This window comes from Candidatus Bipolaricaulota bacterium (assembly GCA_021159055.1).
Classification (GTDB): Bacteria; Bipolaricaulota; Bipolaricaulia; order UBA7950; family UBA9294; genus S016-54.
Map to the genome: position 1 here is coordinate 1 of JAGGSO010000045.1, position 12,837 is coordinate 12,837.

The window sequence follows — 12,837 nt, forward strand, 5'->3', positions numbered from 1 at the left end:
ACGTCCTCCCGGGGGACGCGGGACGAGAGCCGGTCCCAGATGAGGGGACGGATCTCTTGGCTCGGGGTGGGGCGGGTGTGGTCGGTGACGATGAACACGACCGACTCTCCGGGATGAAAATCAGCTGTCGGATCGTCGATCCCGATCGGGTTTTCCCACGCGCGGGCGAACTCCTGCGCCAGATCGGGAATGTCGACCCTCTTTCCCTCCAACACCCCGATCAGGTTCCGCTCGGGAACGTCGACCTCGATATCCCCCTCGCCGTAGGGAAGGCGCACCCGCACGCGCACCACCTCCGCGACGAGGTTACATCCCCGCTACCTTGCCTGCAACACCGCGCCGGTGCTCGCGTCCCCGACGATGGCGGCGTAGCGCGCGAGGTATCCGGAGGAGACGCGGGGCGGGGGAGGCGTCCATTCCTCCCGGCGGCGGTCGAGCTCGTCATCGGGGACGAGCAGTTGCAGACGCTTCCCCGGGATGTCGATCTCGATCGTATCCCCCTCCTCGACGAGCCCGATCGGGCCGCCGGACGCCGCTTCCGGAGAGACGTGCCCCACTGCCGCTCCCCGGGTCGCGCCGGAGAACCGCCCGTCGGTGATCAACGCCACCTTGTCATCGAGCCCCATCCCGGCGAGGGCGGAGGTGGGGAGGAGCATCTCCCGCATCCCCGGCCCGCCGCGCGGACCCTCGTACCTGATCACGACGACGTCCCCGGGTTGTATCTTCCCCCCGAGGATCGCGGCCATCGCCTCCTCTTCGCTGGCGAACACGCGCGCCGGACCGCGGTGATGGGCCATCTCCGGCCGGACCGCGCCCGCCTTCACCACCGCCCCGGCCGGGGCGAGGTTCCCCCACAGGATGGCGATCCCCCCGTCCGGGCGGTGCGGGTCGGACAGGGGACGGATGACGTCGGTCCGCCGCCGCACTCCGTCCAGGTTCTCCGCGACCGTCCTCCCGGTCACGGTCAGGGCATCTCCGTGGATCAGCCCGCCACGGTGGAGCTCGGCCATCACCGCCGGCACCCCGCCCGCCTCATCGAGATCCTGCATGTGATGGGGCCCGGACGGGCTGAGCTTGACCAGATACGGGGTGCGCGCGCTGATCCGGTCGAACCGATCGAGCGGCAGGTCGATCCCGGCCGCGTGCGCGATCGCGAGCAGGTGCAGCACCGTGTTCGTCGAGCCGCCGAGGGCCATGTCGACCGCGATCGCGTTCTCGAACGCCGCCGCGGTCATGACATCGCGCGGGCGGATCCCGCGGGCGACGAGCTCCATCACCTGCGCCCCCGCGGACTTGGCGAGGCGGATCCGCGCCGCGGTCACCGCCGGGACCGTGCCGTTCCCGGGAAGCCCCATCCCGAGCGCCTCGGTCAGGCAGTTCATCGAGTTGGCGGTGAACAGGCCGGCGCACGACCCGCAGCCGGGACAGGCGGCGAGCTCGAGTGCCGCTAGGTCCTCGTCCGACATCCTCCCCGCTTTGTACTCCCCCACCGCCTCGAACACGTTCTTCACGTCGACGTCGGCGCCGTTGAACCGACCGGCCATCATCGGCCCGCCGCTCACGAACACGGCCGGGATGTTCAGCCGCGCCGCGGCCATCAGCATCCCCGGCACGATCTTGTCGCAGTTGGGGATGAACACCAGCCCGTCGAACCCGTGCGCCATCGCCATCGTCTCCACCGAGTCGGCGATCAGCTCGCGGGACGGGAGGGAGTAGCGCATCCCGGGATGCCCCATCGCAATCCCGTCGCACACCCCGATCACGTTGAACGAGAGCGGCGTCCCCCCGGCCGCCAGCACCCCGGCCTTCACCGCCTCCCCGATCCTATCCAGGTGGACGTGCCCGGGGACGATCTCGTTGTACGAATTGACGATTCCAATCAGCGGTCGGTTCAACTCCTCCGGCGTCAGCCCGCTCGCGTAGAGCAGGCTGCGGTGCGGCGCCCGGGCAAACCCGTTTTTAACTACATCACTGCGCATCCTTCCTCCTTTGCAGTGCATCCACAATCAGATCCCCCATCTCCCCGGTTCCTACCCTTTTCGCACCGGGTCGGGCGATGTCCGGGGTGCGGGCCCCCTGGGCCAGGACCTCCTCCACCGCACCCTCCACCGCGCGCGCTTCGTCCGCGAGCCCGAGCGAGTGGCGCAGGAGCATGGCGGCGCTCAGGATCGCGCCGACCGGGTTGGCCAGTCCCTTCCCCGCGATGTCCGGCGCGCTTCCGTGCACCGGCTCGTACACCCCGATCTTTCCCTCGCCGAGGGAGGCGGACGGAAGCATCCCGAGCGACCCGGCGAGCATCGATGCCTCGTCGGTCAGGATGTCGCCGAACATGTTCGCGGTCAGGATCACGTCGAACGCGGCCGGGTTCCGGATCAGCGCCATCGCCGCCGCGTCGACGAGCATCTCCTCGAGCTCGACCCCCGGATATCCGGCCGCCACCTCCCGCACGACCCGTCGCCACAGGCGCGAGGTGGCGAGCACGTTCGCCTTGTCGACCAGTGTCACCTTCCCCCGTCGGGCCGCCGCCGCGGCGAACGCGACCGCGGCGATCCGCCGGATCTCCGGGGCGGAGTAGACCATGGTGTCGAGCGCCTCATCCGTCCCTTCCCGCCGCGGGCCGAAGTAGATCCCGCCGGTGAGCTCGCGCACGACGAGGAGGTCGACCCCGGCGAGCCGATCCGGCCGCACCGGTGACGATTCGATCAGGGCCGGATAGACGCGCACCGGCCGCAGGTTGGCGTAGAGGCCGAGTCCCTGCCTTATCCCGAGCAGCCCCTGCTCCGGGCGGACCGGGGCGCTCGGGTCGGACCACTTCGGCCCGCCGACCGCGCCCATCAGGGCCCCGTCCGCCTCCTTACAGGCGGCGAGCGTCCGGTCCGGAAGCGGGTCGCCGGTCGCGTCGATCGCTGCTCCGCCGATCAGCTCCTCGTCGAATTCAAAGCTATGTCCGTACAGCTCCGCGACGGCGTTCATGACTTTCACCGCCTCCGCGATCACCTCCGGCCCGATCCCGTCACCCGGCAGAAGCACTATTCTTGCGTTCATTCGTTCTCCCTTTCCGTGATCAGAAGTCCGTATTCCAGCGCGTCGGCGAGCGCCTGCCAGCTCGCCTCGATGATGTTGGGCGAGCTGCCGACCGTGCTCCAACTGCGGTGTTGGTCGGAGGAGGTGATGAGGACCCGGGTGCGCGCGGCCGTGCCCGCGGCTCCGTCCAGGATGCGCACCTTGTAGTCGGTGAGGTGCACCGCGGCCAGCCGCGGGTAGAACGGGAGGAGCGCCTTGCGCACCGCGGCGTTCAGCGCGTCGACCGGGCCGTTCCCCTCGGCGGCGGTGTGCATCACCTGATCCCGCACCCGCACCTTCACCGTTGCCTCGGACGCCATCCCGCCCCCGTTCTTCTCCTTCACCAGCACGTGGAACCCGCGCAGCTCGAACGGGGGCTGATAATCGGGGTTCGACCGGCGGATGAGGAGCTCGACCGAACCATCCGCCCCTTCGAACTGGAACCCCTCGAGCTCCAGGGCCTTGACCCGCTCGAGCACCCGCGCCGCCTGATCCGACCCCTCCGCCAGTTCGATCCCCAGGGCCCGCGCCTTGTGGGCGATGTTGCTCCGGCCGGAGAGCTCGGAGATGAGCACGCGACTGCGGTTCCCGACCAGGCGCGGATCGATGTGCTGATAGCTTTCCTCCCACTTGAGCAGGGCGTTCACGTGCACCCCGCCCTTGTGGGCGAACGCGCTCGCTCCGACGTAGGGGAGGTGAGGATCGAGCGGGAGGTTGGCGAGCTCGCTCACGTAGTGGGCGGTATCGGTCAGCCGGGCGAGCTGCCCGGCGGCGGTGCAGTCGCAGCCCATCTTCAACACGAGCGCCGGGATGAGCGAACACAGGTTGGCGTTCCCGCACCGCTCGCCGTAGCCGTTGATCGTCCCCTGCACATGGGTAGCGCCGGCGGACACGGCCATAAGGGTGTTGGCCACCGCGGTATCGGAGTCGTTATGGGCATGGATCCCGAGGGGAACATCGATATCGCCCTTGACCGCGGTCACGATCTCCGCCACCTCGCCGGGCAGGGTCCCCCCGTTCGTGTCGCACAGCACGACCGCATCCGCCCCGGCGTCCGCGGCGGCGTGCAGCGTGGCGACGGCGTACTTTGGATCGTCCCGGTACCCGTCGAAGAAGTGCTCGGCGTCGTAGATCACCTCCCGCCCCCGCGACTTGAGGTAGGCGACGCTGTCTGCGATCATGCGCAGGTTTTCATCCCGCGTCGTCTCGAGCACGTATCTCACTTGCTTGTCCCAGCTCTTTCCGAACACCGTCACCACCGCTGCCCTGGAGGAGAGAAGCGCTTTTATGTTCTCGTCGTCCTCCACCGCGACCCCGACCCGGCGCGTGCTCCCGAACGCGGCGATGACCGCGTGCTCGAGCTCGAGTTCGGGGATCCGGGCGAAGAACTCCATGTCCTTCGGGTTCGACTTGGGCCATCCCCCCTCGATGTAGTCGATCCCCAACCGGTCGAGCGCGGCGGCGATCCGGAGCTTGTCCTCGACCGAGAACGAGATCCCCTCGCGCTGCGCCCCGTCGCGCAGGGTGGTGTCGTAGAGCGTGACCTTCATCTACCTCACCGGCGTCAACCAGCCGTGTCGGTCCGGAACCTTCCCTTCCACGATTCCGAAGAACTCCTCCATCAGCCGGGCGGTGATCGGTCCTCTAGTCCCCGCCCCCACTGGAATCCCATCGACCGAGCGGATCGGGGTGATCTCGGCCGCTGTCCCGCAGAAGAACGCCTCGTCGGCGAGGTAGAGCGCCTCGCGCGGAAGCGGCGCCTCGTGCACCGGTATCCCGAGCTCCCCGGCCAGGGTCATCACGCACCGGCGCGTGATCCCGTCGAGGATCGAGTTGGCAAGCGGCGGGGTGTACAGCTCGCCTCCTCTTACGATGAACACGTTTTCACCGCTTCCCTCGGAGACGTACCCGTTGATGTCGAGCGCGATCCCCTCGCGGTAGCCGCGATCGGCCGCTTCCATGGCGATGAACTGGGAGTTGATGTACTGCCCGCCGAGCTTCGCCGCCGCCGGGTAGGTGTCCGGGGCCATCCGCCGCCACGTGCTCACCCCGGCGTCGACCCCGTTCTCCAGCGCGTCGGGGCCGAGATATCGGCCCATCTCCACCGTGATCACGCTCACGTGTGTAGGGCAGCTCCGCCCGTCGACCGCGAACGTGGCCCAACCGCGGAACACGACCGGGCGGACGTAGCAGGACGAATGCCGGTTGGCGATCACCGTGTCCATGATCGCCCTCCGGATCTCGGCCCGCGGGTACGGGATCTCCAGCCGGTACACCTTGCACGAGTTCCACAAGCGATCGAGGTGGGCCTCCAGGCAGAAGACGGCCGGACCGTCCGCAAGCCCGTACACCCTGATCCCCTCGAACACGCTCGACCCGTAGTGGATCGCGTGCGCTGCCACATGGACGGTCGCCTCGTCCCACGGGACCAATCGACCGTCGAACCAGACCTTCTCCGAACTCTTCACCTATCCTCCTTCCGACTCGATGCGCCGCCGCGTGTACGGGATCAGCCCGCCGGCGGCGATGATCTCCAGCATGAACCCCGGGTAGGGGGCGGCGCGGTACGACCTCCCGGTGGTGAGGTTGCGCACCTCGCCCCGTTCCAGATCCACTTCCAGGACATGCCCGGCCTCCGTCTCCGCTGCCGCCTGGGGCGATTCCAGGATGGGAAGGCCGATGTTTATCGCGTTCCGATAGAAGATGCGGGCGAAGCTCGCCGCGATCACGCAGCTCACCCCGGCCCCCTTGATGGAGAGCGGAGCGTGCTCGCGCGACGAGCCGCAGCCGAAGTTCTCCCCGGCGACGATGATGTCCCCTTGCCGCACCGCGCTGGCGAACTCCGGATCGATGTCCTCCATGCAGTGCCGCGCCAGGGCGGCCGCGCTCGATTCGTTCAGATAGCGGGCCGGGATGATCGCATCGGTATCGACGTTATCCCCATACTTCCACGCTCTTCCTCTCAGCTGCATCCGACCACCTCCTCCGGGGAGGCGATCCTCCCCGCCACCGCCGATGCCGCGGCGACCGCCGGTCCGGCGAGGTAGACCTCGCTATCCGGATGGCCCATCCGCCCGCGGAAGTTGCGGTTGGTGGTGCTCACTGCCCGCTCCCCCGCCCCCAGGACTCCCATGTGACCGCCGAGGCACGGACCGCACGTCGGGGTGCTCACCGTGGCTCCCGCGGCGATGAACTCCTCGATCAATCCGGCCCGCAGCGCGTCGAGGTAGACCTGCTGGCTCCCCGGGATGACGATGCAGCGCACGTTCGGGGCAACCCTGCGCCCGCGCAGGACCTCCGCGGCAACGCGCAGGTCCTCGAGCCGCCCGTTGGTGCACGAGCCGATCACGACCTGGTCGATCGGGACATCACCGACCGCGGAGACCGGCCGGGAGTTCTCCGGGAGATAGGGGAACGCGACCTGCGGAGTGATCGCGCTCGCATCGATCTTCAACGTTTGCGCGTATTCGGCGTCGGGGTCCGGCGCGTAGACCGTGTAATCCCGCGCCCTGCGGGCATCCACGTAGGCGCGCGTCTTATCATCGACCGGGAACAGCCCGGCCTTCGCCCCGGCCTCGATCGCCATGTTCGCCATGGTGAACCTCCCGGCCATTGATAGCGCATCAATCGTCGGGCCGGAGAACTCGATCGCCTTGTACAGGGCACCGCTCACCCCGATCCTTCCGATCGTGTACAGGATCAGGTCCTTTCCCCCGACCCACGGCTGCAGCTCTCCCTCGTACACGATCCGGATCGTCTCCGGGACGCGCATCCAGATCCGCCCGGTCGCCATTGCCACGGCGATGTCCGTCGATCCCATCCCGGTGGCGAACGCGCCGAGCGCCCCGTAGGTGCACGTGTGGGAGTCGGCCCCGACGACCACGTCCCCGGGGCCGACCAGCCCCTGCTCGGGGAGGAGGACGTGTTCGATCCCCATCCTCCCCACCTCGAAGTAGTGGGAGATCCTTTGGGCACGGGCGAAATCCCGCATCACCTGGCACTGGGTCGCCGATTTTATGTCCTTGTTCGGGGCGAAGTGGTCCGGCACGAGGACGATCCTCTCCGGGTCGAAGACGCGGTCGACCCCCAATCGTGTGAACTCGCGGATCGCGATCGGAGCGGTGATGTCGTTGGCGAGGACCACGTCGACCCGCGCCTCCACGAAATCACCGGGCCGCACCCGGTCCACCGCGTCGGTATGGGCGGCGATGAGCTTTTCAGCGAGCGTCATTCCCATCCGGTCACGCTCCGGCCGACTCGTCGTTTCGTTTGCGCCCCCGCGCTGCGGACAGGGCGATCCCGTCCCAGCGGAGGGCCCACGCGCGATGATCCTCGCGCCTATCCCGCGGCTGCGGCTCCGCGCCCTGGTGTGGTCCGGGCGTAGCGGCCTTGCGTTGCCTGCTGTTCGTCGCTTGTTCGTTCATCCTTCCTCCTTTCTCTCGATCTATCTTTTTCGGCTAACAGCCGGTTTATCGCGTTCAGATATGCCTTGGCGCTTGCCACGATGATGTCTGTGTCCGCGCCGTAGCCCTTCACCACCCGCTCGCCGTCCCCATCGGTCAGGCGCACGCTCACCTCCCCCTGGGCGTCGATCCCGGCGGTGATCGCGTGCACGTCGTACTCGAGGAGCTCGCAGTCGACGGGGACGATGTCGTCGATCGCCCGGTAGGTGGCGTCGACCGGACCGGCCCCGACCGCGGCGTGCACGATCTCTTTCCCGTCCGGCCCGCGCAGCCGCACCGTCGCGGTCGGCATCCCCGGTCGGCCCGCCACCACCAGCAGGTCGACGAGCTGGTAGACCTCGCGCGGCTGATAGAACAGATCGGTGATCAACGCCTCCAGGTCGGCGTTCGTCACCTCCCGCTTCTTGTCGGCCAGCTCCTTGAACCGGGCGAATGCGATCTCGAGCCGCTCGGGATCGAGCTCGTATCCCATCTCGACGAGGCGGTCGCGGAATGCGTGCCTCCCCGAGTGCTTCCCGAGGACGAGCCGGGACCGGGTGAACCCGACCTCCGCCGGGCGGATGATCTCGTAGGTGGTCGGGTTCTTGAGCATCCCGTCCTGATGGATCCCGGCCTCGTGGGCGAACGCGTTCGCCCCGACGATCGCCTTGTTCGCCTGGACCGAGATCCCGGTCAGGTTGCTCACCATCCGGCTGGTGCGGGCGATCTGAGCGGTGTCGATCCCGGTGGAGAGGCCGTATACATCCGCCCTTGTTTTGAGCGCCATCACCACCTCTTCCAGCGCGGCGTTCCCCGCCCGCTCGCCGATCCCGTTCACCGTCACCTCGGCCTGACGCGCCCCGGCGCGAAGCCCGGCCAACGTGTTGACGGTCGCCATCCCCAGGTCGTTGTGGCAGTGAACGGACAGGATCGCTCGCTCGATCCCCGGCGTGTTCGCGATGATCCCCCGGATCAGGGCCTCGAACTCACCCGGGGTCGTGTAGCCGACCGTGTCCGGGATGTTGATCACGCTCGCCCCGGCCTCGATCGCCGCGGCGATGACCTCGTACAGGAACTCGGGATCGGAGCGGGTGGCGTCCTCGGGAGAGAACTCGATCTCCTCGCAGTATTCCCGGGCGTAGGCCACCATCTCCCGGGTGCGGGCCAACACCGCGGCCCGGTCCATGCGCAGCTTGTCCCGCATGTGGACCTCGGATGTGGCGATGAACACATGAATCCTTGGATGAGAAGCGAACTTCACCCCCTCCCACGCTACGTCTATGTCACTTTGTACGGGCCGCGCCAGAGCGCAGACCGTGGGAGCGCCCGGCATGTCGGCGAGCACCTCTGCCACATGCTGCACCGCGCGTAAGTCATCTGGAGAAGAGGACGGGAACCCCGCTTCTATCACATCGACACGTAAGCTTGCTAGTTGGCGCGCAAGCTTGACCTTCTCTGCTGCTGCCAATGAGGCACCCGGTGACTGTTCTCCATCACGCAGCGTGGTATCGAATATGAAGACCCGGTCGCGTGCTTCCTGTTTCATCACTTCTCCTTCTTCCAGTTCTCCGGGCGCAGGGCACGCACCGCCGCCCCGGCCCTCCACATCTCCGAGTCCCGCATCTCGCGCAGTTCCTCTTCCAGTCGCTCCTTGTAGTCAGGGGCGCTGTTCGCCTCGAGAACGATCCGCGTCTCCTCGCCGGAGACGACGCTCTGGTACAACCGCTCGAACACCGGGGCGACCGCGTCGCGGAACCTCCCCTTCCAGTCGAGCGCTCCCCGCTGCGCGGTGGTGCTGCAGTTGGCGTACATCCAATCCATCCCGTTCTCGCCCACGAGTCGAATCAGGCTCTGGGTGAGCTCCTCCACCGTCTCGTTGAACGCCTCGCTCGGGGAGTGCCCGTTCTTGCGCAGCACGGCGTACTGCGCCTCCATGATCCCGGCGAGCGCCCCCATCAGCACTCCCCGCTCCCCGGTGAGGTCGCTGTACACCTCCTTCTGGAACGTGGTGGGGAACAGATAACCAGAGCCGATGGCGATCCCGATCGCCAGCGTCCGTTCCTCAGCGCGGCCGGTGTAGTCCTGGTACACGGCGTAGCTCGAGTTGATCCCGCTTCCGGCGAGGAAGTTCTTCCGCACGCTCGTTCCCGATCCCTTGGGCGCGACGAGGATCACGTCCACGAACTCCGGCGGGACGACCCCGGTCTGATCGGAGTAGGTGACGGCGAACCCGTGCGAGAAGTAGAGGGCGTCACCCTGTTTCAGGTGCGGCTCTATCCGCGGCCACAGGATCACCTGGGCGGCGTCCGACACCAGGTACTGAACGATCGTCGCCCGCTCCACCGCCTCCTCGAACGGGAACAGGGTCTCCCCCGGGACCCAGCCATCACCGATCGCCTTCTCCCACGAGCGGCGCCGGTCCGGATCGCCGCCCACGATCACGGGTATCCCGTTGTCGCGCATGTTGAGCGCCTGGGCTGGCCCCTGCACCCCGTAGCCCAACACCGCCACCACCTCGTCCTTCAACACGTCGCGCGCCCGGTCGAGCGGGAACTCCTCCCGGGTGACGACATCCTCAATCACTCCGCCGAAATCGATCTTCATTCGTTTCCTCCTTGTTTTGTATCGTTATTTCCGCGCACCATCGCCACCCGGCCGGTGCGCACCATCTCCAGGATCCCGAACGGTCGGAGGACCTCCACCAGGCCGTCGATCTTCTCCTCCGTTCCGGTCGCCTCCACGATCAGCGATTCCAACCCCACGTCGACCACCCGCGCCCGGAACGTATCCACGAGCTGCATCAGCTCCGACCGGGTGCGGGGATCGGGCGTCCGCACCTTGATCAGGGCAAGATCGCGCATTACCGCCGCTCGGTCGGAGATGTCCTCCACTGAGATCACGTCCACCAGCTTCTCCAGGTTCTGCGCCACCTTCTCGGCGTCGGTGCGGGTGGAGTCCACCACGATCGTCATCCGCGATATCCCCGGGGCTTCGGTGTGCCCGACGGTGAGGCTCTCGATGTTGAACGCCCGCCGCCGGAACAGGGAGGCGATGCGGTTGAGCACCCCGGGCTTGTCTGCGACACGGGCGATCAGCGTCCGCTTCATCCTTCACCTCCGGCAGGAGAGAGGGGACGGCGGATCATCTCGTGCAGCGCAGCACCGGCCGGGACCATCGGATACACGTTTCCGTACTCCCCTTCCCCCACCACCTGGAAGTCGATCAGCGCCGGTCCGGGATGCTTCCTTGCTTTGTCGATCGCCTGCACCGCTTCCTCCGGATCGTCGACGCGCCAGGCGCGGATCCCGTACGCGTCCGCCAGCTTGACGAAATCGGGATTGACCAACCGGGTCGATTCGTACCGCTTGTCGTAGAACCACTCCTGCCACTGGCGGACCATCCCGAGGTAGCCGTTGTTGCACAGGGCGATCTTGAGCGGGAGGTGCTCCTGCACCACGGTCGCCAGCTCCTGCACCGTCATCTGGAAGCCGCCGTCCCCGACAACCGCCCACACCTCGGCATCGGGACGGGCGATCTGCGCCCCGATCGCCGCCGGGAGCCCGAACCCCATCGTCCCCAGTCCGCCGGAGGTGATGAACGCGTTCGGCCGGTCGAGCCGATAGTACTGCGCGGCCCACATCTGGTGCTGCCCGACGTCGGTTACTACGATCGCCTTCCCATGGGTGGCGTCCCAGATGGAATCGATGACGTGCGGCATCGTCAACCGATCCGGGCTCCCGAGCCGGTGGACGACGTCGACGGCGCGCGCCTCCTCGCGCCAACCGGCGACCATTCCACGCCACTCCTCCCGCACCGTCGGGTGGAGGAGCGGGATGAGGGCGGCGAGGACCTCCCCCACGTCCCCCTGCACCGGTGCATCCACCGGGACGAGCTTGTTCAGCTCGGCGGCGTCGAGGTCGATGTGCACCTTGCGCGCGCGGGGAGCGAATCGGGCCAGATCCCCGGTCACCCGATCGTCGAACCTCATCCCGAGCGCGATGATCAGGTCGGCCGATTGGATCGCGCGGTTCGCCGCCGCGTCCCCGTGCATCCCCACCATTCCGAGGTAGAGGGGGTGAGAGGCGGGGAATCCCCCCTTCCCGAGGAGGGTGACCGCGACCGGAGCGTCGATCAACTCGGCGAACTCCCGCAGGACCTCTTCTGCCCCGGCGAGGGAGATCCCGTGTCCGGCGAGGATGACCGGGCGGGAGGAGGAAGCGATCAGGGCGGCGGCGCGATGCAGCTCTTCCGGCCTCATCTCGGTGGGCTTCCCGGGGAGGCGGACCTCCCCGGACGGGGGGACGAACTCTGTCGTCGCCTGCTGCACGTCCTTGGGAAGGTCGATCAACACCGGTCCGGGGCGGCCGTGACGGGCGATGTGGAACGCCGCGTGGATCGTCTCCGCCAGTTCAGCGACGTCGGTCACCAGGTAGTTATGCTTGGTGATCGGGAGGGTGATCCCGGTGATGTCCGTCTCTTGGAACGCGTCGGTGCCGATGAGGGAAGAGGGGACCTGACCGGTGATACAGACAATCGGGGAGGAGTCCATCATCGCGGTGGCGATCCCGGTGACTAGGTTCGTCGCCCCCGGCCCGGAGGTGGCGATTGCTACCCCCACCTTCCCGGAGGCGCGGGCGTAGCCGTCGGCGGCGTGGGCCGCGCCCTGTTCGTGCCGGACGAGGACGTGCCGGACTCCGTACTCGCTCCGTGGGTGATAGGTGTGCATGATCGCCCCGCCCGGGATCCCGAACGCCACCTCTACCCCCTCGCGCCGCAACATCTCCCACACGATCTGCGCCCCGGTCAGCTTCATCGCTTCCTCCTTCAGACCAAAAAATTTGGGCCGCCCGGTTGGACGGCCCGTTTTAGGCTTTTTTATTTGTGGTCCCGTCCAACCCGCTAAGGCCCACCCCCGATAATCAGGGCAATAACCAGGACGAGCAGGACGGAAACCACACTGAACTTACTCACTCGATATTACCTCCGTTTTCCGCGACCACCATAGCACGAATCATCCCGATTGTCAACCCCTACGGGAAGAAACCGGCGCGAATGGCGAAGCCGTCCTGGATTTGCGAGTTCCGCAGTCCGCCTATGATGTGACCCACGCGCTCGCAATGCCGGTGATCCCACATGCTTATCTCGCGTGAGATTCACCACCTTGCTTCACGCTCGTCTTGAATGAGAAAACTATCCATTTTTCTCCCGGACACACTTAATGGGACGCTACCCTTGTTGCAGGGCGGAAAGGACAATATCACGGGTTAAGAGCGCTCGGTCTTCAGGTCTTTCCAAGAATGGGCTGACATCGTCTGCGATTCTTGTAAAATCC

11 protein-coding genes are annotated in these 12,837 nt (G+C 67.1%); all 11 read right to left on the bottom strand.

What is annotated here, in order from left to right; translation table 11 throughout:
* Nucleotides 1-290, bottom strand: a 290-nt coding sequence (locus J7J55_02345; protein MCD6141546.1) for a DUF2088 domain-containing protein, incomplete at its 3' end; no start/stop codon positions are given.
* A gap of 27 nt (nucleotides 291-317) precedes the next feature.
* Nucleotides 318-1,979 (bottom strand): dihydroxy-acid dehydratase, encoded by a 1,662-nt coding sequence (gene ilvD, locus J7J55_02350; protein MCD6141547.1) that lies wholly within the window; start codon nucleotides 1,977-1,979, stop codon nucleotides 318-320.
* Nucleotides 1,969-3,045 (bottom strand): 3-isopropylmalate dehydrogenase, encoded by a 1,077-nt coding sequence (gene leuB / locus J7J55_02355; GenBank protein ID MCD6141548.1) that lies wholly within the window; start codon nucleotides 3,043-3,045, stop codon nucleotides 1,969-1,971. Before leuB ends, ilvD begins: the two co-directional genes overlap by 11 nt.
* A complete protein-coding gene (locus J7J55_02360; protein MCD6141549.1) occupies nucleotides 3,042-4,613 on the bottom strand; it encodes a citramalate synthase in 1,572 nt (523 codons plus the stop codon). The genes leuB and J7J55_02360 overlap by 4 nt, the downstream gene beginning before the upstream one ends.
* Nucleotides 4,614-5,531, bottom strand: coding sequence for a branched-chain amino acid transaminase (locus J7J55_02365; protein ID MCD6141550.1), 918 nt, complete (start codon nucleotides 5,529-5,531; stop codon nucleotides 4,614-4,616).
* Entirely contained in the window at nucleotides 5,532-6,035 is a 504-nt protein-coding gene (locus tag J7J55_02370; GenBank protein MCD6141551.1) for a 3-isopropylmalate dehydratase small subunit, read from the bottom strand.
* Nucleotides 6,026-7,300: a 3-isopropylmalate dehydratase large subunit gene (gene leuC / locus J7J55_02375; GenBank protein ID MCD6141552.1), complete on the bottom strand. Its 1,275-nt coding sequence runs from the start codon at nucleotides 7,298-7,300 to the stop codon at nucleotides 6,026-6,028. The genes J7J55_02370 and leuC overlap by 10 nt, the downstream gene beginning before the upstream one ends.
* 101 nt (nucleotides 7,301-7,401) lie before the next feature.
* Entirely contained in the window at nucleotides 7,402-9,051 is a 1,650-nt protein-coding gene (locus J7J55_02380) for a 2-isopropylmalate synthase (protein ID MCD6141553.1), read from the bottom strand.
* Nucleotides 9,051-10,109, bottom strand: a complete 1,059-nt coding sequence (gene ilvC, locus J7J55_02385) for a ketol-acid reductoisomerase (protein MCD6141554.1) — start codon at nucleotides 10,107-10,109, stop codon at nucleotides 9,051-9,053. The genes J7J55_02380 and ilvC overlap by 1 nt, the downstream gene beginning before the upstream one ends.
* Nucleotides 10,106-10,612 (bottom strand): acetolactate synthase small subunit, encoded by a 507-nt coding sequence (ilvN, locus tag J7J55_02390; GenBank protein ID MCD6141555.1) that lies wholly within the window; start codon nucleotides 10,610-10,612, stop codon nucleotides 10,106-10,108. Before ilvN ends, ilvC begins: the two co-directional genes overlap by 4 nt.
* A complete protein-coding gene (ilvB, locus tag J7J55_02395) occupies nucleotides 10,609-12,318 on the bottom strand; it encodes a biosynthetic-type acetolactate synthase large subunit (GenBank protein ID MCD6141556.1) in 1,710 nt (569 codons plus the stop codon). The genes ilvN and ilvB overlap by 4 nt, the downstream gene beginning before the upstream one ends.
* Nucleotides 12,319-12,837 lie beyond the last annotated feature (519 nt).